General features: G+C 56.6%; 26 protein-coding genes. 7 read left to right on the top strand and 19 right to left on the bottom strand.

The features are described from left to right. Nucleotides 1-25 precede the first annotated feature (25 nt). The 7 genes from nanR to zapE form a co-directional block, all read right to left on the bottom strand. On the bottom strand, nucleotides 26-805 hold the full coding sequence (nanR, locus tag ABLU50_RS06520) for a transcriptional regulator NanR (RefSeq protein WP_004206225.1): 780 nt from the start codon (nucleotides 803-805) through the stop codon (nucleotides 26-28). A gap of 93 nt (nucleotides 806-898) precedes the next feature. Then, a complete protein-coding gene (gene sspB / locus ABLU50_RS06515) occupies nucleotides 899-1,393 on the bottom strand; it encodes a ClpXP protease specificity-enhancing factor (RefSeq protein WP_002918465.1) in 495 nt (164 codons plus the stop codon). Nucleotides 1,394-1,396: 3 nt separating this feature from the next. Continuing rightward, nucleotides 1,397-2,035, bottom strand: a complete 639-nt coding sequence (gene sspA, locus ABLU50_RS06510; protein ID WP_002918467.1) for a stringent starvation protein SspA — start codon at nucleotides 2,033-2,035, stop codon at nucleotides 1,397-1,399. After that, a complete protein-coding gene (locus tag ABLU50_RS06505; protein ID WP_136023330.1) occupies nucleotides 2,005-2,289 on the bottom strand; it encodes a hypothetical protein in 285 nt (94 codons plus the stop codon). Before ABLU50_RS06505 ends, sspA begins: the two co-directional genes overlap by 31 nt. Nucleotides 2,290-2,346: 57 nt before the next feature. Then, nucleotides 2,347-2,739, bottom strand: coding sequence for a 30S ribosomal protein S9 (rpsI, locus tag ABLU50_RS06500; RefSeq protein ID WP_000829818.1), 393 nt, complete (start codon nucleotides 2,737-2,739; stop codon nucleotides 2,347-2,349). A 15-nt stretch (nucleotides 2,740-2,754) separates the two neighbouring features. After that, entirely contained in the window at nucleotides 2,755-3,183 is a 429-nt protein-coding gene (gene rplM, locus ABLU50_RS06495; RefSeq protein ID WP_002918559.1) for a 50S ribosomal protein L13, read from the bottom strand. Between the two features lie 265 nt (nucleotides 3,184-3,448). After that, nucleotides 3,449-4,576, bottom strand: a complete 1,128-nt coding sequence (zapE, locus tag ABLU50_RS06490; RefSeq protein ID WP_004206226.1) for a cell division protein ZapE — start codon at nucleotides 4,574-4,576, stop codon at nucleotides 3,449-3,451. A gap of 190 nt (nucleotides 4,577-4,766) precedes the next feature. On the opposite strand from zapE, the gene zapG reads away from it, so the two are divergent. The 3 genes from zapG (at nucleotide 4,767) to degS (ending at nucleotide 7,853) form a co-directional block, all read left to right on the top strand. Then, complete coding sequence (gene zapG, locus ABLU50_RS06485; protein WP_004206227.1) at nucleotides 4,767-5,165, top strand: Z-ring associated protein ZapG; 399 nt, start codon at nucleotides 4,767-4,769, stop codon at nucleotides 5,163-5,165. Nucleotides 5,166-5,339: 174 nt separating this feature from the next. Next, a complete protein-coding gene (gene degQ / locus ABLU50_RS06480; protein WP_017899931.1) occupies nucleotides 5,340-6,707 on the top strand; it encodes a serine endoprotease DegQ in 1,368 nt (455 codons plus the stop codon). 87 nt (nucleotides 6,708-6,794) lie between these two features. After that, nucleotides 6,795-7,853 (top strand): outer membrane-stress sensor serine endopeptidase DegS, encoded by a 1,059-nt coding sequence (gene degS / locus ABLU50_RS06475; protein ID WP_002918568.1) that lies wholly within the window; start codon nucleotides 6,795-6,797, stop codon nucleotides 7,851-7,853. 135 nt (nucleotides 7,854-7,988) lie between these two features. On the opposite strand, the gene mdh is transcribed toward degS, so the two are convergent. Next, nucleotides 7,989-8,927 (bottom strand): malate dehydrogenase, encoded by a 939-nt coding sequence (mdh, locus tag ABLU50_RS06470; protein ID WP_004206230.1) that lies wholly within the window; start codon nucleotides 8,925-8,927, stop codon nucleotides 7,989-7,991. Nucleotides 8,928-9,341: 414 nt separating this feature from the next. On the opposite strand from mdh, the gene argR reads away from it, so the two are divergent. From argR to yhcN-B, 3 genes are all read left to right on the top strand, one after another. After that, nucleotides 9,342-9,812, top strand: coding sequence for a transcriptional regulator ArgR (argR, locus tag ABLU50_RS06465; protein WP_002918625.1), 471 nt, complete (start codon nucleotides 9,342-9,344; stop codon nucleotides 9,810-9,812). Nucleotides 9,813-10,183: 371 nt separating this feature from the next. After that, on the top strand, nucleotides 10,184-10,447 hold the full coding sequence (gene yhcN, locus ABLU50_RS06460; RefSeq protein WP_017899932.1) for a peroxide/acid stress response protein YhcN: 264 nt from the start codon (nucleotides 10,184-10,186) through the stop codon (nucleotides 10,445-10,447). A gap of 97 nt (nucleotides 10,448-10,544) precedes the next feature. Further along, on the top strand, nucleotides 10,545-10,811 hold the full coding sequence (gene yhcN-B, locus ABLU50_RS06455; protein ID WP_002918627.1) for a DUF1471 family stress response protein YhcN-B: 267 nt from the start codon (nucleotides 10,545-10,547) through the stop codon (nucleotides 10,809-10,811). A 50-nt stretch (nucleotides 10,812-10,861) separates the two neighbouring features. On the opposite strand, the gene ABLU50_RS06450 is transcribed toward yhcN-B, so the two are convergent. The 4 genes from ABLU50_RS06450 to aaeX all read right to left on the bottom strand — a co-directional run bounded on the left by ABLU50_RS06450 (nucleotide 10,862) and on the right by aaeX (nucleotide 14,333). Then, nucleotides 10,862-11,137 (bottom strand): barstar family protein, encoded by a 276-nt coding sequence (locus ABLU50_RS06450; protein WP_002918629.1) that lies wholly within the window; start codon nucleotides 11,135-11,137, stop codon nucleotides 10,862-10,864. A gap of 79 nt (nucleotides 11,138-11,216) precedes the next feature. Continuing rightward, a complete protein-coding gene (aaeB, locus tag ABLU50_RS06445) occupies nucleotides 11,217-13,184 on the bottom strand; it encodes a p-hydroxybenzoic acid efflux pump subunit AaeB (RefSeq protein ID WP_032456666.1) in 1,968 nt (655 codons plus the stop codon). Between the two features lie 5 nt (nucleotides 13,185-13,189). Beyond that, nucleotides 13,190-14,122, bottom strand: a complete 933-nt coding sequence (gene aaeA / locus ABLU50_RS06440) for a p-hydroxybenzoic acid efflux pump subunit AaeA (protein WP_004206234.1) — start codon at nucleotides 14,120-14,122, stop codon at nucleotides 13,190-13,192. A gap of 7 nt (nucleotides 14,123-14,129) precedes the next feature. Continuing rightward, the gene (aaeX, locus tag ABLU50_RS06435) at nucleotides 14,130-14,333 is read right to left on the bottom strand and encodes a p-hydroxybenzoic acid efflux pump operon protein AaeX (protein ID WP_002918640.1); all 204 of its coding nucleotides are present in this window, start codon (nucleotides 14,331-14,333) and stop codon (nucleotides 14,130-14,132) included. A 131-nt stretch (nucleotides 14,334-14,464) separates the two neighbouring features. Here aaeX and aaeR point away from each other — a divergent pair, with 131 nt between their 5' ends. Further along, entirely contained in the window at nucleotides 14,465-15,394 is a 930-nt protein-coding gene (gene aaeR / locus ABLU50_RS06430) for an HTH-type transcriptional activator AaeR (RefSeq protein WP_004206235.1), read from the top strand. A 35-nt stretch (nucleotides 15,395-15,429) separates the two neighbouring features. Here the strand turns inward: aaeR and tldD are convergent, their stop codons facing one another. From tldD to mreB, 7 genes are all read right to left on the bottom strand, one after another. Further along, the gene (gene tldD, locus ABLU50_RS06425) at nucleotides 15,430-16,875 is read right to left on the bottom strand and encodes a metalloprotease TldD (protein ID WP_004206236.1); all 1,446 of its coding nucleotides are present in this window, start codon (nucleotides 16,873-16,875) and stop codon (nucleotides 15,430-15,432) included. A gap of 88 nt (nucleotides 16,876-16,963) precedes the next feature. After that, complete coding sequence (yhdP, locus tag ABLU50_RS06420; protein WP_087833190.1) at nucleotides 16,964-20,767, bottom strand: AsmA2 domain-containing protein YhdP; 3,804 nt, start codon at nucleotides 20,765-20,767, stop codon at nucleotides 16,964-16,966. A 37-nt stretch (nucleotides 20,768-20,804) separates the two neighbouring features. Then, a complete protein-coding gene (gene rng / locus ABLU50_RS06415) occupies nucleotides 20,805-22,274 on the bottom strand; it encodes a ribonuclease G (protein WP_004206239.1) in 1,470 nt (489 codons plus the stop codon). Nucleotides 22,275-22,276: 2 nt separating this feature from the next. Then, nucleotides 22,277-22,858: a nucleoside triphosphate pyrophosphatase gene (locus ABLU50_RS06410; protein WP_106479241.1), complete on the bottom strand. Its 582-nt coding sequence runs from the start codon at nucleotides 22,856-22,858 to the stop codon at nucleotides 22,277-22,279. A 7-nt stretch (nucleotides 22,859-22,865) separates the two neighbouring features. Beyond that, nucleotides 22,866-23,354 (bottom strand): rod shape-determining protein MreD, encoded by a 489-nt coding sequence (mreD, locus tag ABLU50_RS06405; protein ID WP_002918648.1) that lies wholly within the window; start codon nucleotides 23,352-23,354, stop codon nucleotides 22,866-22,868. Further along, on the bottom strand, nucleotides 23,354-24,346 hold the full coding sequence (mreC, locus tag ABLU50_RS06400; RefSeq protein ID WP_004206242.1) for a rod shape-determining protein MreC: 993 nt from the start codon (nucleotides 24,344-24,346) through the stop codon (nucleotides 23,354-23,356). The genes mreD and mreC overlap by 1 nt, the downstream gene beginning before the upstream one ends. Nucleotides 24,347-24,416: 70 nt before the next feature. Then, nucleotides 24,417-25,460 carry a rod shape-determining protein MreB gene (mreB, locus tag ABLU50_RS06395; protein WP_002918653.1) on the bottom strand — a complete coding sequence of 348 codons (1,044 nt, stop codon included), beginning with the start codon at nucleotides 25,458-25,460 and terminating at the stop codon, nucleotides 24,417-24,419. Nucleotides 25,461-25,609: the final 149 nt, after the last annotated feature.

The following is a 25,609-nucleotide window of genomic DNA, read 5'->3' as shown; positions in this document are numbered from 1 at the left end:
AGGATCGTGAGGGTAAACTATGAGATCAGGCTTTCTGACCTAAGGCGTGCCAGGTGGCGGATACGCTATTGAGGTGGGTCTGGAGGGCGCGATCGGCTTCGTCAGGATCGCGACGACGAATAGCATCAACAATAGCGATATGCTGTTGATAGCTGACGCTGTTATGTTCGTGCAGTTCGCGCTCGGGCACCGTTGGCCGGGCGGCGATTAGCCAGTCCAGCAGAGCCACATGGATAGCCATAAAGATTGGATTACCGGGGATTTCCGCAAGCACGCGGTGAAATTCAACGTCAGAGCGGATAAACAGCGCATTGTCATCCAGCGATTGACTGTTGATCTTTAGCGCTTGCGTCAGCTTTTCCAACTGCTCATTGCTGGCGTGTTCTGCGGCATAGCGAACCAGACTGGACTCAAAAAACAGACGCAGCTGTTCAAAATGCGCGATACCGCCAGGGTGAGACAAAAAGTCTTTCGCCATGCCGGAAAGCTCGCCAATGATGGTGTCCGCTGAAGGCCGGGAAACGCGAGCGCGTTCGCCGTTGCTGATCTGCACCAGTCCCTTACGCTTCAGCGCCGCCAGCGCTTCACGAACCGAAGGACGTCCAACGTTAAAAAAGGTCATCAGCTCACGTTCGGACGGCAGCTGTTCACCCTCCGCAAACTCCCGGCGCCGGATCATCTGCTCCAGCTCTTCTTCCACCATTTCAGACAGTTTTTTGCGCGCCAGAGGACGGCGGCCAAGGCTGTTGCCAATGGAGGACGGGGTATCTTCGGCTTGTGGATCAAATGCGCTCATAGGGACCATTGCGTGATTTGTGACAGCATGTGACGGCTGTTCCATCTTAACACAAGAATTTTGCAGAGAGCATAAAACAGGCCCCGAAGGGCCTGGTAAGGATTATTTCACGACGCGCAGCGCCGGGCGGCCACCGCGCGGCGGCGGCGTGTCGTCAGGATCGTCGTCGTGATTGTCCGGCTTATCGCCATCAATCACCGACATCACCGTTTCGCTTTCACTCTCAGGCGCGACGTCATCATCGTTGAGGCTGCTGACGTCTTCGTCATAGGCCGCTTCCGGTTCAAACATCGTGCCAGCGCCGTTCTCACGGGCATAGATGGCGAGTACCGCAGCCAGCGGGACAGACACGTTGCGCGGCACGCCGCCAAAGCGCGCGTTGAAGCGCACTTCGTCGTTCGCCAGCTCAAGATTACCTACCGCACGCGGAGCAATATTGAGAACGATTTGCCCGTCGCGCGCGTACTCCATCGGCACGAGCACGCCCGGCAGCGTGACATCCACCACCAGGTGCGGCGTCAGCTGGTTATCCAGCAGCCAGTCATAAAACGCCCGCAGCAGATACGGGCGACGCGGCGTCAGCTGTGATACATCCATTATTTAGCCCCGACCGAGGCGCATTTCACGCTCGGCTTCAGTTAAAGAAGCGAGGAAGGAATCACGCTCAAATACGCGAGTCATATAGCCTTTGAGCTCTTTCGCGCCTGCGCCAACCAGCTCCACACCGAGAACCGGCAAACGCCACAGCAGCGGCGCCAGGTAGCAATCCACCAGGCTGAACTCATCGCTCAGGAAGTAAGGTTTCTGGGTGAAAACCGGCGCGATGGCCAGCAGTTCTTCACGCAGCTGCTTACGCGCAGCATCAGCTTGCGCTGCGGTACCGCTCTGGATGGTGTTCATCAGCGAATACCAGTCCTTCTCGATACGTTGCATATACAGACGGCTTTCGCCACGCGCCACCGGATAAACCGGCATTAACGGCGGGTGCGGGAAACGCTCATCCAGGTATTCCATAATGATGCGGGATTCCCACAGAGTGAGCTCACGATCCACCAGCGTCGGTACGCTTTGATTCGGGTTGAGGTCAATCAGATCCTGAGGCGGGTTGTCCTTCTCCACGTGCTCTATCTCAAAACTGACACCCTTCTCGGCCAGCACAATGCGGACCTGATGGCTATAGATGTCAGTAGGACCAGAAAACAGCGTCATTACCGAACGTTTGTTGGCAGCGACAGCCATGAAAACCTCCAGGTATATTCAGAATTTTGTACTGCTGCCAGCCACTCATGGCCAGCCAGATGTAAAAACCCCATTAGCGCGATGTCACCTTCGTTCACGAATAAAACAAAAAATGAACAATCACCAGCATTTGGGCAGAAAATTGGATGATAGTTTACCAGATTTTGAAGACGTTGTGGTGAGGGGATTCTGGAAATGCTGAAAAAGTGGCGAGAACCGGCGGTAAGCTTGTGGATAACAGTCGTTTTATCCATAAAAAAACCCGCCGAAGCGGGTTTTTTCGCAAATTGTTCTGCGTGAGCAGAAAACAATTAACGTTTGGAGAACTGCGGACGACGACGTGCTTTACGCAGACCGACTTTCTTACGTTCAACCTGACGAGCGTCACGAGTGACGAAGCCAGCTTTACGCAGTTCAGAACGCAGGGACTCGTCGTACTCCATCAGAGCGCGGGTGATACCGTGACGGATCGCACCAGCCTGACCAGAGATACCACCACCTTTAACAGTGATGTACAGATCCAGTTTCTCAACCATGTCGACCAATTCCAGCGGCTGACGAACTACCATGCGGGCAGTTTCACGACCGAAGTACTGTTCCAGAGAACGCTGGTTGATAACGATTTTGCCGTTGCCCGGTTTGATGAAAACGCGAGCTGCGGAACTTTTGCGGCGACCAGTGCCGTAGTATTGATTTTCAGCCATTGCCTATAATCCCGATTAGATGTCAAGAACTTGCGGTTGCTGTGCCGCGTGGTTGTGCTCGTTACCCGCGTAAACTTTCAGTTTACGGTACATAGCACGACCCAGCGGGCCTTTTGGCAGCATGCCTTTAACCGCGATTTCAATCACACGCTCAGGACGGCGGGCAATCATCTCTTCAAAGGTCGCTTCTTTGATACCACCGATGTGGCCGGTGTGGTGGTAGTACATTTTGTCTTCGCGCTTGTTGCCGGTAACAGCAACTTTTTCTGCGTTCAGAACGATGATGTAATCACCGGTATCAACGTGCGGAGTGTATTCCGCTTTGTGCTTACCGCGCAGGCGACGAGCCAGTTCAGTAGCCAGACGGCCCAGAGTTTTACCGGTCGCGTCAACAACATACCAGTCGCGTTTTACGGTTTCTGGTTTAGCTGTAAAAGTTTTCATTAAAAGCTTACCCAAATAATAAGTTACACGTTGGTGAACACCCAAACGTTTAGTCAGTTGAGGTTCACACGACATTGTCCAGCAAACCTACCCCTTCGAATAGCCTATGCCGGCACATAGAAAGTTTCGGGAAAAAAACCTTCTCGTAACGTGGGGTCGCAAGATTATAGAGAAGTCGGGGTCAAAGATCGACCCCTTTATGAGATTTTTCAGGCAGCTCCCGGAGCGGCCCTGCGGCCCTGAATTCGCCAGGAAAAGTGTCCTGTCAGGGCATATGCGGGCGCTTGAGGTACTCTTCGCTCTGCATCTCCTGCAGGCGCGACAGACAGCGCTGGAACTCAAACTTCAGCCGCTCTCCCTGATAAATGTCGTACAGCGGCACCGCCGCGCTGACCACCAGCTTCACGTGGCGCTCATAGAACTCATCCACCAGGGCGATAAAGCGCCGGGCTTCGCTCTCCAGCTGCGCGGTCATCACCGGCACGTCGAACAGCATCACGGTGTGGAACAGGCGGGAGAGCGCAATATAGTCATGCTGGCTGCGGGCATCCACGCACAGCGTGGCGAACGACGCCGCCAGCGTCTGGTTTTCCACGCCGAGGGTCGGCAGCTCGCGATGGTTGATCTCCAGCGTCGGCCCGGCAGCGCGCGGCGCGCCGGCCAGCGCCAGCCACAGTTTATCCATCTGTTCGCGGGTGTCGTTATTCAGCGGCGACAGCCACAGGTGCGCTTGGGTCAGGGTACGCAAGCGATAATCGATGCCGGCATCAACGTTCATAATATCGCAATGCTGCTTGATGGCGTCGATAGCGGGCAGAAAACGGGCGCGCTGCAGACCATTGCGATAGAGCTCATCCGGCGGAATATTGGAAGTCGCCACCAGCGTGATGCCGCGGGCGAACAGGGCTTTCATCAGACCGCCCAACAGCATGGCGTCAGTAATATCGGAGACAAAAAACTCGTCGAAACAGAGCACGTCGGTTTCCGCTTTAAAGCGGTCGGCGACAATCTCCAGCGGGTCGCTATGGCCCTGCAGGGTGGTCAGCTCTTCGTGCACCCGCAGCATAAAGCGATGGAAATGCAGGCGCTGCTTACGCTCGCCCGGCAGGCTCTGGTAAAACAGGTCCATCAGCCAGGTTTTCCCTCGCCCCACGCCGCCCCACATATACAGGCCGCGGACAGGCGTCGCCTCGGCTGCTGGTTCGCGCTTACCCAGCAGTTTGCCGAATTTCGCGCGCAAACCGCCGCCTGACGCGACGGGCGCGGGCTGAGTCTGCAGCTCCTGGTAAATGGTATCAAGGCGGCTCACCGCTTCTTGTTGGACGTCGTCGGGTTGATGGCTGCCCTCTTTCAGGGCTGAAAGGTAACGCGATGTTGGAGACAGGCTTTGCATGATCTAATTGTTATTCCTTGAAAACCGTGATGTCGAAGCTCACGATTGACGAAAAAAAGGCCGTTCTACACTACGCGATGATACGCCAGGATTCCACTTCTGTGGAATTAGCGGTTATAGTGGCACTATCGGGCGCAGGCGGAGAGCCTAAGAGCCACCCTACGGAACCACAATACAACGGGAGATGTTCATGACCTGGGAATACGCGCTAATTGGGTTAGTCGTCGGTATCATCATTGGTGCCGTCGCCATGCGTTTCGGCAACCGCAAACTGCGCCAGCAGCAGGCGCTGCAGTTCGAACTGGAAAAGAATAAAGCCGAGCTTGAAGAGTACCGTGAAGAGCTGGTCAGCCATTTTGCGCGCAGCGCCGAGCTGCTGGATAACATGGCGCACGACTACCGTCAGCTGTATCAGCATATGGCGAAAAGCTCTAACAACCTGCTGCCGGACTCCATGGCAGACGCCAACCCGTTCCGCAACCGCCTGGCAGAGTCTGAAGCCAGCAACGATCAGGCGCCGGTCCAGATGCCGCGCGACTACTCCGAAGGCGCATCCGGTTTACTGCGCGGTGGCGCAAAACGCGATTAATCGATCGCCTCTGCTAAAATATTCTCCGGGCGCGCCCATCGCGCCCGCTCCTTCCCCCACTTCCCGGCTACAATTTAAACCAGTCCCCACATTGTTACCTGCGCAAAAATTCAATAACATCAGGTTATTCAGGACATTTTTCCATACACCTCAGGTTACGAGAGCCAGCATCTAATGAAGAAACAGACTTTGCTGTTGAGTGCGTTAGCGTTAAGCATTGGGTTATCGTTGTCGGTTCTGCCTCCGGCAGCAGCATCCTTACCGACTCAGGTGCCCGGCCAGGGCGCGTTACCAAGCCTGGCGCCGATGCTGGAAAAGGTCCTGCCGGCGGTAGTCAGCGTGCAGGTGGAAGGCACTGCCTCGCCGACGCTCAATATGCCGGAAGAGCTGAAGAAATATTTTGGCGATAACGCCCCGCAAGAACAAGCGCAGCCGTTCGAAGGGCTCGGGTCCGGCGTCATCATCGACGCAGCGAAAGGCTATGTGCTGACCAATAATCACGTCATCAATCAGGCGCAGAAGATCAGCGTCCAGCTGAACGATGGCCGTGAATTTGATGCCAAACTGGTCGGCAGCGATGAACAGAGCGACATTGCTCTGTTGCAGCTGATTAAGCCGTCAAACCTGACGCAAATCGCCATTGCTGACTCCGATAAACTGCGCGTCGGCGACTTCGCCGTCGCCGTCGGCAACCCGTTCGGCCTTGGCCAGACCGCCACCTCCGGCATTATCTCTGCCCTTGGCCGTAGCGGCCTGAACCTTGAAGGGCTGGAGAATTTCATCCAGACCGATGCCTCCATCAACCGCGGCAACTCCGGCGGCGCGCTGTTGAACCTCAACGGCGAGCTTATCGGGATCAACACCGCGATCCTGGCGCCGGGCGGCGGCAGCATCGGCATCGGCTTCGCCATCCCGAGCAACATGGCGAAAACCCTCGCCGACCAGCTCATTCAGTTTGGCGAAATCAAGCGCGGCCTGCTGGGCATTAAAGGCATGGAAATGAGCGCCGATATCGCCAAGGCGATGAACCTCAACGTTCAGCGCGGCGCCTTCGTCAGTGAAGTGCTGCCAAACTCCGGCTCCGCCAAAGCGGGGATCAAATCCGGCGACGTCATCGTTAGCCTGAACGGCAAACCGCTGAACAGTTTTGCCGAGCTGCGCTCGCGCATTGCCACTACCGAGCCGGGGACCAAAGTCAAACTGGGCCTGCTGCGCGACGGAAAACCGGTCGATGTCGAAGTGACGCTGGATAAGAGCACCTCCTCCACCGCCAGCGCTGAGCTGATTATCCCGGCTCTGCAGGGTGCCTCGTTTAGTGACGGTCAGATGAAAGATGGTACCAAAGGGGTGGTGATCGATAATGTCGATAAAGGCAGCGCCGCCGCCCAGGTCGGCCTGCATAAGGATGACATTATCATTGGCCTTAACCGGGAGCGTATTCATTCGATTGCCGAACTACGCAAAGTGCTCGAAGGCAAACCGCCGGTCATCGCCCTGAACGTGATCCGCGGCAACGAAAGCATCTATCTGCTGCTGCGCTGATTGTCTCCCCGGACATCGCCGCCATGTGCGATGTCCGGACAACTCATGCTATGCTGCGCCTGACCATTCATTAACGATATCTGCATCATGCCTGGAAAGTTATTACGATCAGTACTCATCGGTTTGCTTGTCGGGGGCCTGCTGTTGGCCTTGATGCCTTCGCTGCGCCAGTGGCAGCTGGCGCCGACCACTCAGAACGATACGGCAGACGACTCCCCTGCGAGCTATAACGCCGCCGTACGCCGCGCGGCGCCCGCCGTAGTGAACGTCTATAACCGCGCCCTGAACAGCACCAGCCATAATCAGCTGACGCTTGGATCCGGGGTGATCATGGACCAGCGCGGCTATATCCTGACCAACAAGCATGTGATTAACGATGCCGACCAGATTATCGTCGCGCTGCAGGACGGCCGGGTCTTCGAAGCGCTGCTGGTAGGCTCCGATTCCCTGACTGACCTCGCGGTGCTGAAGATCAACGCCACCGGCGGGCTGCCGGTGATCCCGATCAACCCGAAACGCACGCCGCACATCGGCGATGTGGTGCTGGCGATTGGCAACCCCTATAACCTGGGACAGACCATCACCCAGGGGATCATCAGCGCCACAGGGCGCATTGGCCTCAACCCTACCGGGCGCCAGAATTTCCTGCAGACTGACGCGTCGATCAACCACGGTAACTCCGGCGGGGCGCTAGTGAACTCCCTCGGCGAGCTGATGGGCATTAACACCCTCTCCTTTGATAAGAGCAACGACGGCGAAACGCCGGAAGGCATTGGTTTTGCGATCCCGTTCCAGTTAGCGACCAAAATTATGGATAAGCTGATCCGCGATGGCCGGGTGATCCGCGGCTATATCGGCATTAGCGGCCGGGAGATCGCCCCGCTACACGCGCAGGGCGGCGGGATCGATCAGATCCAGGGGATCGTGGTTAACGATGTCGCGCCGGACGGACCGGCCGCACAGGCGGGGATCCGCGCCAACGACGTGATCATCTCCGTGAATGACAAACCTGCGGTCTCTGCACTGGAAACGATGGATCAGGTGGCCGAGATCCGTCCGGGATCGGAAATTCCGGTGGTCATCATGCGTGATGATAAGAAAATCACGCTCCATATCGCCGTCCAGGAATACCCGGCCACCAACTAAGCGGCTCTCCGGCTGGGGGCTACGTTATTTGCTAGATACCGGATCGGCCGGGAATCTGACCAGAAACCCGGTCACCATGAATGCAAGGCAATAAAAAGCCGGAACAACGGTTCCGGCTTTTTTGCACGTGCGAGGTTACTTGTTAACGAAGTCTTCGCCGAGCGCGATATCTTTCTTCAGGGTGTCCAGCATGCCTTCCAGCGCCTGTTGCTCAAAGGCGCTGAGTTTGCCGATAGACTGACGCTCTTCCACGCCGTTTTTCCCCAGCAGCAGCGGCTGGGAGAAGAAACGCGCATACTCGCCGTCGCCTTCCACGTAGGCACACTCCACTACACCTTTTTCTCCCTGCATGGCGCGAACCAGAGAGAGACCAAAGCGCGCAGCCGCCTGACCCATCGACAAAGTCGCCGACCCGCCGCCCGCTTTCGCTTCCACGACCTCGGTACCGGCGTTTTGAATGCGTTTAGTCAGATCGGCCACTTCCTGATCGCTAAAGCTGACGCCCGGGATCTGCGACAGTAAAGGCAGAATGGTGACCCCGGAGTGACCGCCAATAACCGGGACTTCCACCTCGGTTGCCGATTTACCTTTCAGCTCCGCCACAAAGGTATTGGAGCGGATGATGTCCAGCGTAGTCACGCCGAACAGTTTGTTTTTATCGTACACGCCAGCTTTTTTCAGCACTTCGGCGGCGATAGCCACGGTGGTATTCACCGGGTTGGTGATAATGCCGATGCAGGCCTGCGGGCAGGTTTTGGCAATCTGCTGCACGAGGTTCTTAACGATACCCGCATTCACATTAAACAGGTCTGAACGATCCATGCCGGGCTTACGCGCTACGCCCGCGGAGATCAGCACCACATCAGCGCCTTCCAGCGCCGGGGTAGCATCTTCACCGGAAAATCCTTTAATTTTTACATCTGTGGGGATATGACTTAGATCTACCGCCACGCCCGGCGTAACCGGAGCGATGTCGTACAACGAGAGCTCTGAACCTGAAGGCAGTTGGGTCTTAAGTAGTAGGGCAAGCGCCTGGCCGATACCACCGGCAGCGCCAAGGACTGCAACTTTCATCCTAAACTCCTTATTATGGTTAATTTAGTCTTTCGTTATTCCGTCGCCTGGACCTTAATTCACAAGATGAACAATTACAATGATTATGGCTGAAGAATGCATGATTGTGCGTAGCAATAGAACAGCGGCGCACGTTATGCTTCCTGACTGACCATCCAGCAAAGCGAAGTACCGGATCGACTATTGGTTACAATACACCCAGCCAGTTGCGCAAAACAACACCAACTCAATAACATTTCATTTACTTTTACATGGCTTTAAGCGTTGTGATGAGAACATGTTCCTTATACGGTTTTTTTGCTAAAATATGCCCCCTTCATAACATTATTGACCTATCCCTTCGCGGATTATTTGCATAAAAATTCACGGTTATGCATAATGATGTTGATTTTACCACCATAATCTGGGTGACTTATGCGAAGTTCGGCAAAACAAGAAGAACTGGTTAAAGCGTTTAAAGCGCTGCTTAAAGAAGAGAAATTCAGCTCGCAGGGAGAGATCGTTCAGGCGCTGCAGGAAGAGGGCTTCGAGAATATCAACCAATCGAAGGTTTCCCGCATGCTCACCAAATTTGGCGCGGTTCGTACCCGTAACGCCAAAATGGAAATGGTTTATTGCCTGCCTGCCGAGCTTGGCGTGCCGACCACCTCCAGCCCGCTGAAAAATCTGGTGCTGGATATCGACTATAACGATGCCGTCGTGGTGATCCATACCAGCCCCGGTGCAGCGCAGCTGATCGCCCGTCTTCTCGACTCGCTGGGCAAGGCGGAAGGTATTCTTGGCAGCATCGCCGGGGATGACACCATCTTCACCACGCCAGCGCGTGGTTTCACAGTGAAAGATCTGCACGACGCTATCCTGGTACTGTTCGAACAGGAACTCTGAGCATTCCCCTCTGGCAACCGTCAGAGGGTGGATTACTCCCTCTTCTCTCCCCCCTTTCAACTCAACAAAAATTTAACATTTTGTGTGATTTAGCCTGTCTATACGTTCTTTTACGTAAGGCAAACGCCTAAAACGCACAAAAGATCAAAATCGTATACCTTTATGATTTTATTAGAAATAAAACTTATCTCCGTCTACGACTTGTCATTTTTAATTCTTATCGGTTATAAAAAGCGCAATCCATTGTAACTATTAACGCACAAAACAATTAGCATGGTATTAATATTTTTGGTGATTAGTGTATACTTGTTTTTGTGATGAGGGTCACGAAACAAAGACCCTCAACAAAAAGATTCGACGAGGTGAACATCATGAAAATCAAAACCACTGTAGCAGCTCTCAGCATCCTGTCCGTCATGTCGTTTGGCGCTTTCGCCGCTGACGTTATCAACAGCGAGCAGGCCCAGGGCCGCGAGGCCATCGGCACAGTATCCGTCGGCGCGGTAGCATCATCCCCGATGGATATGCATGAAATGCTGAACAAAAAAGCGCAGGAAGAAGGAGCTTCTTCTTACCGCATTATCGAAGCCCGCACTGGCGACCACTGGCATGCCACTGCTGAGCTGTATAAATAAGTTTTAGATCGTCAACGATTAACCGACAAAAATTCTCTACCGCGGCCCGGCCCCATTCATCGCCCGCCGCGGCGAAACAAAGACTGGAGTAAAGATTATGAAACGCGCAATGATCATCGCATCCCTTGGCCTGGCTTCCCTTCTCTCTTTCGGCGCAAGCGCGGCTGTTCAGCAAGTGAACGCTGAACAAGCACAAAACCTGCAGTCCATGGGCACCATCTCGGTTTCCCAGGTAGGTAGTGCGCCAATGGACATGCGTCAGGAACTGGCCGCTAAAGCCGAGAAAGAAGGTGCCAGCAGCTACCGTATTATTGAAGCACGTACCGGCGATAGCTGGCACGCCACCGCTGAGCTGTACAAATAAACCCTCGTCGTCTTATTTCGACGACTTGCCCCCGCCTGCCGGGGGCTTTTTTATGCCTGCCGGGCGTTAAAACGTAACTCCCCCTCCAGCTCTTCTTCTGCTTCATCAAATAATAAAATTAATGCCCCAAAGCGCCGACGCTGCTTGTCATTTAAATGGATGAACTCAATGTCCAGCGGCAGCGGCAGCAGCCCACCGGTCACCGCGTCCCATAGCGAATCAAGGTTGTTGACCTTATCCTGAGCCAGCTCGAAGGTCCGGGAGAACTCCCGGTAGAAATCCTGTTGCTCGGCGATTTCGTCAAAATCAAACGTATAGGTGGTCATGACAGCCCCTCCCGCTTCTCTTCCTGTCGCCGTTAAGTATAGCGATAAAAAAACCGACGCCTGGGCGTCGGTTTATGGGTTAACTGCTGGTCAGCACATGCTGGTACTTGTGCAACATCTCAACCAGTCGCCGTACCGGCTCGGTCACCTGCGGCGAAGCCTCCCAGACCCGCAGCTTCTCCTGATAAACATCAAGCTCCGCCAGCAGCCGGGTAAAGTAGCGCCGACGCTTATCATCGCTCCCGGCGGAGATGACATGATCCGCAGTACGTCGCAGCTGGCGATGGAACGCCGACAAATCCTCGTTCACCGGCACGGGCGCATCGCGCAGGCGCTGGTGGGCAATGATTAACGTCAACGCCAGACGGAAACGGGCGACATCGCCGGGAAATTTGTTGAGCAACAAAAACAGCTGCTGATAGAGCGCGGGCAGATGATTCTCTTTGCGACGCGCCGAATTGGTGGTCAGCGAAGAGACCGCCGCTGAGACAAACTGGTTCAGCAGCACCCGACCGGTTCTTGCCCGGGAGTTATCCCTGACAATCAGAATCACCATCAGGGCGAGGAAACAGCCGACGATCTGCCCCAGCGCGCTGTCGAGGAACTGACTGAACTGGAATTGCATCGGGTTATCCAGCACCAGAATGTTGATGGTGCTCGCCAGCGCCCCCAGCGATCCGAGGCGCCTTTTCTGCACTTCGATACCGATAAAAAACGCCATCGCCGCCAGGCTGATACAGAGCAGCAGCATACTCTGCTGCGTCGCCGGCATGATCACTAGAAAGTACAGGGTACCCAGCGGTAACGCCGCCAGAGTACCGTAGAGGAAGTCTATCGCCACCATTCTCGGGTTAGGTAGACGCATCGCCAGCGCGGTAACCACGGCAATCATTACCATCGCCCCGCTGCCTGAGGTCCAGCCCGTCCACAGCCAGAACAGCGTCCCGAGGATACAGGAGACGGAGGTGCGCCAGAAGTTCACCATCGCGTGGTGACGCTCGGCGGACTCCACTTTAACCACCGTTTCGCCGCGCAATACACCGTCTTCGATGCGGCTGATTTTGGTATTGCCCACCACGCCACGCTTAAGCAGCAGGTAACGGGTGGCTGCGCCTACCCAGCTGTAGATGGTGACCGGCGTATTATGCTCGCCTTTCCAGGTCAGGAAGCGACGCATACGCTTCAGCTGCTGGTGAACATCCTGCACTGTCTCAACCGGCTCAGCAAACAGCTCGCGGTAGTCGTCCGTCACCATTTCCGGTCGCGAGTTCTGAATCAGGTAGGTTTCGCAAGCCTGGGTGATAAGCGTTAGCGAGAGGGTATTGATCGCCTTCAGGCGTTGATTCGCCTTAGCCCAGCGAGAGGATTCCATAATCAGGTTACTGCGCATGCCTTCCAGCGCCGTGGTACGACGCACCAGCGCTCCCCAGGCCTGATCCACTTCCTCTTTTTCGCCGTGCGCAACGCATAACTGCATCAGCTTATACTGTGCAATCAGCAGGTTATCCAGCTCAAGGTCGATCTCTTTTTTAATCGAACGTGGGGAGAACAGCAGATCGGCGACGATGGCGCTGACAATCCCGATGACAATTTCGCTGCAGCGCTCAACGGCAAACTGCGGCGCCAGCATCGGATTGGTGTGGATGGTAATAATGATAATCAGCGCGGTGTAGCCGGCCAGCCCCCAGGCATAGGAGTTTTCGACCTTGACCAGCGACGAAACCCAGGTACAAAACCCGGCCCACAGGCAGCATACCAGCATCATCAGCAGAGGGGCGCGGATCATCAGGATGATGATAACCAGCGCCGCAATACAGCCGATAAAGGTCCCGGCAATACGCAACATGCCGCGATAGCGGATCGCGCCGGAGTACGGCTCTCCCCCGGCGGCAAAGGCCGGGCCAGCGGCGACAATCGCCGCGGTCAGCACCGCCCAGCGCGGCGTTTCGAGCTGAAAATGGAAGCCGACGAACAGCGCCAGCACCACCGCGCATGCAAGCTTAATGGCAAAGCGGAGATGCTGGGGAGCAATAGTATATGTCCCCATAGCGATTAACCGAATTCGCGCAGGCGCATAGCCAGTTTCTGGAAGAAGTTGGCCTGGCTGGTATCACGGTCTTCTTTACCGGTGATCACCACCGTCGCCGTCGTGCCCGATGGCCACAGATTCCCCTGCTGGTGGTCAAGGCGAATACGTACCGGCACACGCTGCGCCAGACGCACCCATTCAAGGTTGGAATCCACCGAGGCCATCCCTTTCGAGTCGCTGCTGCTGCTGGCGTTGGTTACCCCCGCAGCGATACTGTCCACCGTGCCTTTTATGGTTTTGCTGCTGCCAAGCGGGGTAATTTCCGCCCGGTAGCCAGGACGGACGCCTTCCAGTTTGGTCTCTTCCAGATAGGCCATGACGTAAAATGTATTCTCTTTCACCAGCGCCACCGCCGTGGAGCCGCGGGTGATAAATTCCCCGGTATAGACGTTAAGGTTGGTTACCCAACCATCCGCAGGGGCGCGAATCTCCGTGCGCTCCAGGTCCAGTCTGGCCAGGTCGCGGCTGGCCACCGCTTTCGCCAGCTGATGCTCAACCGTCTGCAGCACATTGTTCGCCTGGTCAATCTCTTCCCGCGACATCGCCTGGACGCCAAGCTTATTACGCCGACCGGCTTCGACACGTTTTTCCTGGGCTAACGTCTGGTAGTAGGCGACATCGGCTTCCGCCTGCGCCAGCGCTTTTTGGTAACGAGGCTGGTCAATAACGAACAATACCTGGTCTTTCTTAACCAGTTGGTTATCCTTGACGTTTACCTGGGAGATCAGCCCGGAGACGTCGGGGGCAATGGCCACAATGTCGGCGCTAAAGCGCGCATCCCGCGTCCACGGCGAGGCGGTGTAGTAAACCCAGGCGCGGAAAATCGCTACGAAGGCCAAAATGACCAGTATCACGGTAATAGCAGTACGGAGGATATTTCTTGTTAGTGTTTTCACATCAACCTCAAACGAACAAGCGCGATATCAAATAAAAAAGGCAGCAATATAGCGCCGTATTAAACAGTGCAGGGTGCCAGACAAAATCGTAAATGCCGGTCGGAACCAGCAATCGGTGCACCAGCCAGAAGATGGCCAGCGACAACAGCAACTCGAAGAAGATCGGCGGAAACGATAAGCCGAAAATCACGATGACAGGAAACAGACTCATGATGACCTTGAATAAGAAGCGTACAGGTAGTGAGCAGATGCGTTTATTATGTAGCTAACAATATATTAACGTAACGATTGCCGCATTATCTACAATGTGTGATCTAAATCACTTTTAAGCCAGAGTGAATAATGGAACGATTAAAGCGCATGTCCGTTTTCGCCAAAGTGGTCGAATTAGGTTCCTTCACCGCAGCGGCCCGCCAGCTTCAGATGAGCGTTTCCTCAATCAGTCAGACCGTCGCCAAACTGGAAGATGAACTGCAGGTGAAGCTGCTCAACCGCAGCACCCGCAGCCTTGGCTTAACGGAAGCGGGTAAAATTTACTATCAGGGCTGCCGTAGGATGCTGTTTGAAGCGCAGGATGTCCATGAGCAATTATACGCATTTAACAACACCCCCATCGGGACGCTGCGTATCGGCTGCTCTTCAACTATGGCACAGAATGTTCTGGCGCGCATAACGGCGAAAATGCTGAAAGAATACCCCGGGCTCTCCGTCAATCTGGTCACCGGCATACCTGCGCCGGACCTGATCGCCGACGGTCTTGACGTGGTGATCCGCGTGGGCGCTCTGCAGGATTCCAGCCTTTTTTCCCGCCGCCTGGGATCAATGCCGATGGTATTATGCGCCGCGAAAAGCTATCTGGCGCAGGCTGGCAATCCGGAGAAACCGGCCGATCTTACCGGGCATGCCTGGCTGGAATATAGCGTGCGGCCGGACAATGAGTTTGTCATTATCGCGCCGGAAGGGATCTCAACCCGCCTGACCCCGCAGGGGCGCTTTGTGACCAACGACCCCATGACGCTGGTGCGCTGGCTGACCGCCGGGGTGGGTATCGCCTATGTGCCGTTGATGTGGGCGATCGAAGAGATCAATCGCGGTGAGCTTGAGATCCTGCTGCCGAGCTACCAGTCCGATCCGCGGCCGGTTTACGCCCTGTACACCGAAAAGGATAAACTGCCGCTGAAAGTGCAGGTCTGTATCAACTATCTGACGGAATATTTTGTCGACGTGGCGAAGATCTATCAGGGGATGCACGGGAGAGGGATCGCCCGCTGAAGCGGTTCCCGGCGACGCCGGGAACCCGGTCAGGATCAGGCGGTGCCGCCGACGGTAAGATTATCGACCTTCAGGGTCGGCTGGCCAACGCCCACCGGCACGCTCTGACCCTCTTTGCCACAGACGCCGACGCCGTTATCCAGACGCAGATCGTTACCCACCATCGAAATCTGCTGCATGGTCTCAATCCCGGAGCCGATCAGGGTCGCCCCTTTCACCGCCTTCGTGACCTTGCCTTTTTCGATCAGATAGGCCTCGGAGGTGGAGAAGACAAACTTACCGGAGGTGATATCCACCTGCCCACCGCCGAAGTTAGGCGCGAAGATACCATAGTCCACCGACTCGATAATCTCCTGCGGCGTGGACTGGCCCGCCAGCATATAGGTGTTGGTCATACGCGGCATCGGCAGATGGGCATAGGATTCACGGCGGCCGTTGCCGGTCGGCGCGACGCCCATCAGACGCGCATTGAGTTTATCCTGCATGTAGCCTTTCAGGATGCCGTTTTCGATCAGCACATTGTATTGACCCGGCGTGCCTTCATCATCGATAGCCACCGAGCCACGACGATCGACGATGGTGCCGTCGTCCACGACGGTGCACAGTTCAGAGGCGACTAATTCCCCCATATGACCGCTAAAGACCGAGGTGCCGCGACGGTTGAAATCGCCTTCCAGGCCATGACCGACCGCTTCGTGCAGCAGGACGCCAGGCCAGCCGGCGCCGAGCACCACCGGCAGCATTCCCGCCGGGGCGGCGACCGCCGAGAGGTTAACCAGCGCCATGCGCACCGCTTCTTTCGCCCAGGCGTCGGCCCGCACTTCGCCCTCCTGAGAGGCGAGGAAATAGTCATAGCCAAAACGTCCGCCGCCGCCGCTGCTGCCGCGCTCGCGTTTGCCGTCCTCTTCCACCAGTACGCTGACCGAGAGGCGCACCAGCGGACGAACGTCCGCGGCCAGAGTGCCGTCGGTGGCGGCCACCAGAATCAGTTCATAGACGCCGCTCAGGCTGGCCGAAACCTCCTGCACACGCTGATCCGCCGCGCGAGCGACTTTGTCGACCCGGCGGAGAATATCCAGCTTCTCTTCCCGGCTCATACTCTGCAGCGGGTCGATGCTGGTATAGAGGGCGCTGTGCTCTACGGCGCCGAGGGTCTGTACTTTGCCATTGCCGGTCTCGCGCACAATGGTCCGCGCCGCCTGGGCGCTCTGCTCCAGCGCCAGCTTGCTGATCTGGTCAGCGTAGGCAAAGCCCGTTTTTTCGCCGCTGACGGCGCGCACGCCTACGCCCTGGTCGATATTGTACGACCCATCTTTAATGATGCTGTCTTCCAGAACCCAGGATTCGTGATAGCTCGACTGAAAATAAAGATCGCCGTAATCGAGGCGGCGCTCGGTCAGTTGACCAAGAATGGCAAACAGGTCCTGATGATTCAGGCCATTTGCCGACAGTAATTGTTCACTTACCAGGTTCAGACTCATCGTTATGCTACTCGTTTGTTGCCGCCTGACAGGCGGAAATACAGAAGGCTATCTATTGAGATTGCGGCAATTCCCGGCAATCGTCAAATCATTGCTTTTTGTTGCTGCGCGCCTGGCGCAGCACTTCATTGATCTGCGGCTGGTCAATCGGGCCGGTGATGCGATAGCGCAGTATCGAGACTTTGTTCCACAGCGGCCCCAGCACCTTGCTGGCGGCAAACACCGCCGCGCCGACAATCGGGTTGACAGCAAAAGCCGCCGCCACGCCGACGGTCGCGGAGATCTCCGGCGCGACCACCGCCTGCAGATCCAGCTGGCGACGCACCAGATCGACCGACCCTTTCATGGCAATGTCCGCCTCCAGACCATCCACCAGCGTATCATCGGTATGCAGTACGCCATCCTTAATCCATGCCGTACTGTTAATCGAGTCAAAGTAAAAACCTTCGCTGAAGGTATCGCTGAAGTCGAAGCGCAGTTTGCGCAGTAGGGCATCGACGCTCAGCAAACGCAGCAGCTGGCCTGCATGCCCGGTACTCAGGTCGGTAAACTGCCCCTTGCCGAGGTGGCTTTTAATGATCCCATTGAGCGAGGCGACATCGGGTGACCAGGGCGGCGCGCGCCAGTGGAGATCGTAGTCGATATCAAACGGCGAATCCTTCACCGGTGTGGAAACGCCAAAGAAATCCGCAAATTCATCCGTTTTATTGCCATGCAGTCTGCCTTTCAGCGAGGTGCGCACCCCGGAAGGGGCGTTAACCCACACGCCGTCGGTCGTCAGCCGGCCAAACCCGGTATCCACCAGGCCGTTGGAGAGCGTTAAGGTATCGCCCTTGATCGTCACATCGCCGTCGATGCGGCCATATTTTTGCCCCCACAGCCAGCATTCCGCACAGCGCAGCTGCAGATCGGGCCAGCCGTGGAAATCCAGCCGCGTCTCCGCCTGCGGAGTCACGTTCTCCGTTCCGCTCTTGCCGCTGGCACTGGCGCTGGCCGGGTTGAAATAGAGATAACGCACATTTGCCAGCCACGGGGCATTGTCGCGCATCGTCAGGGTGGCGTTGATCTCACGCCCCTGCGCCTCAACCTGCGAGCCGCCGGCGACCGGCTGCGACATCAGACTGACGTTGTTCCATTGCTGGCCGGCCAGCGCCAGCGACGGCGTACGCAGCACAATGCGCGGTGGAAAGAGGACACTGCTGCTGACTTCATTCGCCGCGCCCTTCTGGAACAGCGCCAGCCATTGCGCGCCATCCATCGGCGGCAGATTGAGTTCAACGCCGGGCTGGTCGGGCAGAGGAGAGAGGCCTTTGCTATCCGTCGTGAGGATCGCTCTGTCCAGCGTCAGCTTACGGTTCAGCAACCAGCGGCTGTTGATATGATTCTTCGCGCCAACGGATCCGGTCAGGTCGAAGCTGCTCAGACCGCCGGCGACGTTAATTTTGACCGGCAGGGGTTCGCCAGCGGACTTGTTGACCGGTGAAGGTAAGTGACTGCTCACATTCTTCAGATCGCCATTGATATCAACCTTATAGCTGGCATTGCCATGGTACGGCAGCTCGATAGCGACCTTGCCCTCCCACGGAACGCTACCGCTCAGCGTCTCATTAACCGCTTTCGGCAGCAGCCCGGTGCGCGACGGCTGCCAGCTGGCATTCATCCCGACATCCACCAGAAACGCTTTTTCGCCTTCGCGGGTGGAAAAATTGAGGTTCAGCGGCTGATTAAACCAGGTCGCGCTCAACGTTTGGCTATTAAGATCGCCATTCACGAAGCTGAAATTACCGCTCAGGTTCTGCAACGTAGTATCTAACGGTTTGATGAACAAGCTATTATTCTGCAGCCGTACATCGCCTTTCGCGGTGGTCATCTCGCCGTCGAGGGGGATATTCAGATGTAAGCGAGCGCTCACATCCCCATCCAGCTGCAGGGAATCCAGCGCTGCCCCGAGCGAGGCTTTCAATGGCGTGGTGTTGAAATAAGGGCCCACCTCTTTGCCCGGGCCTTTGATGTCAGCATCAATCAGCAGTTTTTCCTGCGCATAATCCGGGATCACGGCATCGAGATTGCTGGCGGTCACATTGCCGAGCATCGCTTTATCCGCCCGCATCCACAGGCCGCTGTTGATAAAATTGAGGTCGATATTCAGCCCGGTCAGCGCCGGCCAGTCCGGTTGAAAAGCGAAAGTGGCATTCTTCAGCGGGACGTAAACCTGGAACTGGCCTTCATTGTGCGGATACGGGAACAGATGTGGGTTACCGCCATACACCAGCGTCGCATCGCGGGCCTGCCCGGCTTTAATCGCGCCGCTGAGATAGTCCACCAGCGCTTTGCCCATCAGGTTTTCCGGGAAGTAACGCCACGCCTGGCCGCCATCGTTGGTGCTGATTCCCGCCAGAATGCCCAGCCACGGATCGTCCCCCTGCGGTTGCAGATAGCGGAAGCCGCCGCGGGCGCGTACCCCCGTCGCCTGCACGTCAATATCGCGGCCATCAAGCATAAAGCCTTTGTCATTTTTCACCCAGCTGAGGGTGGCTTCGCCAGCGGCGATCTCCAGCGGGGCCCGGAAAACTCCGGCATACGGCATCTGCGCCTTCGTCATGCGGGCGCGCAGTTCCCCGTGCTCCACGCTGCCATTCAGGCTGCCGGAAAAGTGTTCCGCTCCCGGCAGGAGTTTCCACTGCTTCCACGCCAGATCGCTCCACTGCGCCTGAAAGCGCGTTTTCTCCGTCGCCTGCAGGGGAATATCGAGAGCCAGCAGATTGATTTTGCCGCTGGGCTGCGTGGTGCGCCAGAGTTCGCCCAAAGAAGGCGCCAGCTTATCGGCAAACGGCTGCAATCCGCTCAGGCCACTGAGCGCTAAATTGCTGGCGCGAATACGTAATTCATCGCTACGCTGATGACCGTCGCCACCGACATCCTGCCCCGGGATCCACGCCATCGCCAGCGCGCCGCTTGGCCACGGGTTATCGTCGATCGCGATCCGCGTATCGGGAATATAGAAGCCCCAGCTCTGCTTGTCATGAGAGAGATGCGCCGTCAGGTTATCCACTGACAGATGATGAACCTCGCTATCCCCTTGCCAGCTGGCGCCCCCTTTTTTCAGCCATACGTCGCCGCTGGCTACATCGCCTTTTTCAATAGTCATCCAGCCTTCGAGGCTGAAGCGGGCGCTTTTCAGCGCGATATTGTCCTGCATCCAGCGGCCCAGCCAGGGTTTGACGTCAATATCGTCAGCCTGCAGCCAGACCCGGCCTTTATTCAGCAGGCCATCCTCATCGCGGAGATCCATCCGCACCTGCATGACGCCATGCTGGCCGGTGAGACTGGAAAGGCTGAGCTGCCCCTCGGCGCGGTGACGGTTCCTGCCGTTAAGCCAGGTCAGCTGCGGGACCGCCAGCTCCGCCCGCTGACCAGAAATGGTCAGGAAGCTCAGATGGCTGTCGCGCAGAGTAAAGTGGTCGAACTGACGTAAAAAGAGATCGCTGATGCGGTCGGTTTTCAGACTTTCGCCGCCGTCATTGGTCTGAATCGGGGTATTGGTATGGACCTGCAGCTGCCAGAAGGTGAGATCGCGAAACTGCCAGCGCATATGCAGCAGACTTTGCCAGACGTCCAGCGCCAGGGTCACGCGCTTGACCGCCATTGTCCCGCCATCCTTCAGCCCAACATGAATATCGCGGACATCTAATGTTGGGCCAAAAGTTTGCCAGCTGGCGGCGATCTGCGAGGCATCCACCGGCGTGCCGGTGAGGGCGGAGATTTTCTCCAGCAGCTGCGGACGCCAGGCGTCGAGCTGCGGCAACACGAGACGCAAGCCACTCACCAGCAGCGCGACGATAACAATCAATGTTGCCACGGTGAGCAATAAAATCCCGGGCAGTCGCCTCACGCCTCTCTCCTTGTCAGCCGCACAATGACGCGGTGTATTACATCATAACCACATCGAACTGCTCTTGATTATAGAGCGGCTCAATTTGTACCTTCACCTGCTTGCCGACAAAGATCTCCACTTCCGCCAGCGCATGCGACTCTTCCCCTTTCAGGGTTTCCGCCACCGCAGGGGAAGCATAGACCAGGAAGCGATCGGAATCATAAGCATGATGCACGCGAACGATCTCACGCATAATCTCATAGCATACCGTTTCCACGGACTTTACCGTTCCGCGTCCGTGGCAGGTCGGGCATTCGTTGCACAGCACATGCTCCACGCTTTCGCGGGTGCGTTTCCGCGTCATCTCCACCAGACCCAGCTGGGAGAAACCGTTGATGCTGGTCTTCACCCGGTCTTTGCTGAGGGCCTGCTCCAGGGAGTGCAACACCCGCCGGCGATGGTCTTCATTGTTCATGTCGATGAAATCAATGATGATAATGCCGCCGAGGTTACGCAAACGCAGCTGGCGGGCTATCGCCTGGGTGGCTTCGATATTGGTATTGAAGATAGTATCGTCAAGATTGCGGTGCCCAACAAACGCCCCGGTGTTGATATCGATGGTGGTCATCGCCTCGGTCTGGTCGATGATCAGATAGCCCCCGGACTTGAGCTCGACTTTACGCTCCAGCGCGCGTTGAATTTCGTTCTCAACGTCAAAGAGATCGAATATCGGCTGACGGCCGCTGTAGTGTTCCAGCTTGCTGGTCATTTCCGGAATATATTCGGCGGTAAATTCCAGCAGCGCCTCATAGGTCAGCCGCGAGTCGACGCGAATACGATCGAGATGCGCATCGGCAAAATCCCGCAGCACGCGCTGAGCCAGGGCCAGCTCGCCGTACAGCTGATAGCGGGTCTGGTTGCGCTTTTTGCGCTCCATCACTTTGGTCCATACGCGCTTAAGATAGGCGGCATCGGCGGCCATCTCCTGCTCGTGGACCCCTTCCGCGGCGGTGCGAATGATAAACCCGCCCTGCTCGTCGCAGTACTCTGCCACGACCTTTTTCAGCCGCTCGCGCTCGGCTTCGCTTTCAATCCGCTGAGAGACCCCCACATGGGAGGCGCCTGGCATAAAAACCAGATAGCGGGAAGGCAGGGTAATATCGGTGGTCAGACGCGCGCCTTTGGTACCGAGCGGATCTTTAACCACCTGAACCATCAGGTCCTGGCCCTGACGCACCAGCTCCGAAATATCGCGCACGGTAAACTGCTTTTGCTCCTCACCGGCAACGCATTCGGTATGCGGCATGATATCGGAGGCGTGGAGGAACGCCGCCTTATCCAGACCAATATCTACAAAAGCCGCCTGCATTCCCGGCAGCACTCGGCTAACACGACCTTTGTAGATATTGCCTACTATTCCGCGTCGCGCTTCACGCTCAATATGGATTTCCTGCAGAATACCGCCATCAATATACGCAACGCGCGTTTCGGATGGCGTTACGTTCACTAATAATTCAGCCGTCATCTTTATCCCTTTTCTTTACGCAGTGAGTTAAAGTTACTGAGCAACTCATACGTTTCCACCAGCGGTAAGCCGACTACGGCGTGATAGCTGCCATTAATCTTCCTGACGAAGCAGCCACCCAACCCTTGAATACCGTATGCACCTGCTTTATCTAAAGGCTCGCCGCTGGCCACATAATCGGCGATATCCTGCTCGCTGAGCGTTCGGAAGGTCACTTCCGTGACCACCAGACAATCCAACGTCTGCTGCTTATCCGCCAGCGCCACCGCGGTCATGACCTGATGGGTTTGGCCGGAAAGCAGGCGCAGCATCGCTGCAGCGTGTTCGGCGTCGCGCGGTTTTTCCAGCACTTCGCCGTTCAAAATAACAATCGTATCCGCTCCCAACACCGGCAAATCCCGCGATGCCAGCGCCACTCCGGCCTGCGCCTTTTCACGCGCCAGACGGACGACATAGTGCTGTGCGCTCTCCTGCGTCTGGCGCTGCTCCTCGATACCAGGAACCAGACGCTCGAACGCGAGACCAAGCTGAGTCAGCAGTTCCTGCCGACGCGGGGAACCAGAAGCAAGATACAGAGTTGTCATATCAACCTTATTGCACTGCAAATTGCTGACGCACTTTACGCATCAGCAGGAAGAGCCATGGCCAGAGGATACCGTTTACTACACTACTCCAGAATACTTCCGGACGGAAAGAGACGTTGATCACTAAAAACTCTGCCCAGAAAACAATGATATCCACGGCGAGGGATAACAGCATGACCACCAGCGCCTGTTGCCACAGCGCCAGGTTACGGAACAGCTGATACTTCAGCGCCACCAGATAGGCGACGATGCTTAAGGACAGCGCGCGAACGCCCAGCGTCGAGCCGCTGATGAGATCAAGAATAGCCCCCATCACGAAGCCCGTCCCCACGTTCACCCGGTGCGGCAGCGCGAGGATCCAGTACAGCAGGATCAATAATACCCAGTTGGGCCGGAAAACGCTGATGTCCGCCGGCCAGGGCATAATTTGCAGCAATAGCGCGATAAGAAACGAGAGCCAGATAACCCAGCGTCCCTGGCTACGGTAACTTGCCACTATTGCCCCCCTGCAGGCTGCGACGGCTGAGACGGCGTCAGCCCGGTGGCGGGCGCCGGCATCTGCGGCCCCATCGCATCCGGCGCAGGCAACACCTGCGGCATCATCTGCATCAGGCGTTCGTTAGCCACGCGATGAACCTCTTCCGGAGTCATCGGGTTAGCGCCATTGCGATCGGCGCCCCACAGCAGCAGCAGATAGCGCAAACGCTGCAGACCGGCCGTCGGACGCGCCTGGATCACCGTGTAGGCGCGCTGGGTGTCCAGTTTCACTGAAGAGACAACCCCAACCGGGTACCCTTCCGGGAAACGGCCGCCAAGACCGGAGGTCACCAGCACATCGCCGACGCGAATATCGGTATTGGCCGGCAGATGCTCAAGCTGGAGGTCGTCGGTGCAGCCGTTACCGGCGGCAATGACGCGAATGTCGTTACGCAGGACCTGGATCGGCAACGCATGGGTGGCATCACAGATCAGCAGTACCCGGCTGGTCATTTTCGCTACCGCCACGACCTGCCCCACCACGCCTTTATCGCTGATAACCGGCTGGCCTTCGTAGACGCCGTTGACGCTGCCCTTATCGATAACCACCTGATCGCTATAGGGGTCGTTGACCGTTGAGATGACCTGGGTCACCATTTTTTGCTCGTCCTGGCGCAGCGGCGAGCCAAGCAGTTCACGCAGGCGTGCGTTCTCCTGCTTGTACTGGCCCAGCATCAGCAGATCGCTGTTTTTCAACAACAGCTCCTGACGCAGCGCGCGGTTTTCCAGTTCGAGCTGGTCACGGGTAGCCAGCGTCTGCGATACGCTGTCGAGCAGTTCCCGGGGACCATTAGAGACAAAGTAGAAAGGGCTGACGGCTGTATCCATGTACGTTCTGATTTGACTGAACGTACCCAGGCGGCTGTCGGCGATAATCACGCCAAGCGCCACCAGCACCGCCAGAATAAGGCGAATCTGTAGCGAGGGGCCACGGCTAAAAATTGGCTTCATAGGCTATGCGTATTCTCGTGTCAGTAAAGACCTGGGGCAGCGGGTAAGCCACCCCGGATCTTCAGGCTGACTACTCTTCGCTAAACAGGTCGCCGCCGTGCATGTCGATCATTTCCAGCGCCTTGCCGCCGCCACGCGCTACGCAGGTCAGCGGATCTTCAGCAACCACGACTGGAATACCGGTTTCTTCCATTAACAGACGGTCCAGGTTGCGCAGCAGCGCACCACCGCCGGTGAGAACCATCCCGCGCTCGGAGATATCAGACGCCAGTTCCGGCGGGCACTGCTCAAGGGCAACCATGACCGCGCTCACGATGCCGGTCAGTGGCTCCTGCAGCGCTTCAAGAATTTCGTTTGAGTTCAGGGTGAAACCGCGTGGCACGCCTTCCGCCAGGTTACGGCCGCGCACTTCAATTTCACGCACTTCATCGCCCGGGTAAGCCGAACCGATTTCATGTTTGATACGCTCAGCGGTCGCTTCACCGATCAGGGAGCCGTAGTTACGACGCACGTAATTGATGACGGCTTCGTCGAAACGGTCGCCGCCGATACGCACGGAAGAAGAGTAAACCACGCCGTTCAGGGAGATAACCGCCACCTCGGTGGTACCGCCGCCGATATCCACCACCATGGAACCGGTCGCTTCAGAAACCGGCAGGCCAGCGCCGATCGCGGCCGCCATCGGTTCTTCAATCAGGAACACTTCGCGAGCGCCTGCGCCCTGCGCGGATTCACGGATAGCACGACGCTCAACCTGGGTGGCGCCAACCGGCACGCAGACCAGTACGCGCGGGCTCGGGCGCATAAAGCTGTTGCTGTGCACTTGTTTGATAAAGTGCTGCAGCATCTTTTCCGTCACGAAGAAGTCAGCGATGACGCCGTCCTTCATCGGGCGAATCGCCGCGATATTACCCGGGGTACGGCCGAGCATCTGCTTCGCTTCATGACCCACGGCGGCGACGCTTTTCGGCGATCCGGCACGATCCTGACGAATGGCCACCACGGAAGGCTCATTCAATACGATGCCTTGTCCTTTTACGTAAATAAGGGTATTCGCGGTACCCAGGTCAATGGACAGGTCATTGGAAAACATGCCACGAAATTTTTTTAACATACTAAGGGATAATCCTGAAAGCTGGGGCGGAAAACAAAATCCGCTTACTTTACCAACCACACGCAGCAGCGACAAGGCGCAAAAATCACCTGCTGCGGTGAAAATTAGTGCAGTTCATTTCCTTTGTTACAAATTTTTCCGACTCCGTT

The organism is Klebsiella sp. GG_Kp173, from assembly GCF_040062415.1.
In the GTDB taxonomy this organism is placed as follows: Bacteria; Pseudomonadota; Gammaproteobacteria; order Enterobacterales; family Enterobacteriaceae; genus Klebsiella; species Klebsiella quasipneumoniae.
This window is presented reverse-complemented; position numbering and strand designations above follow the sequence as displayed.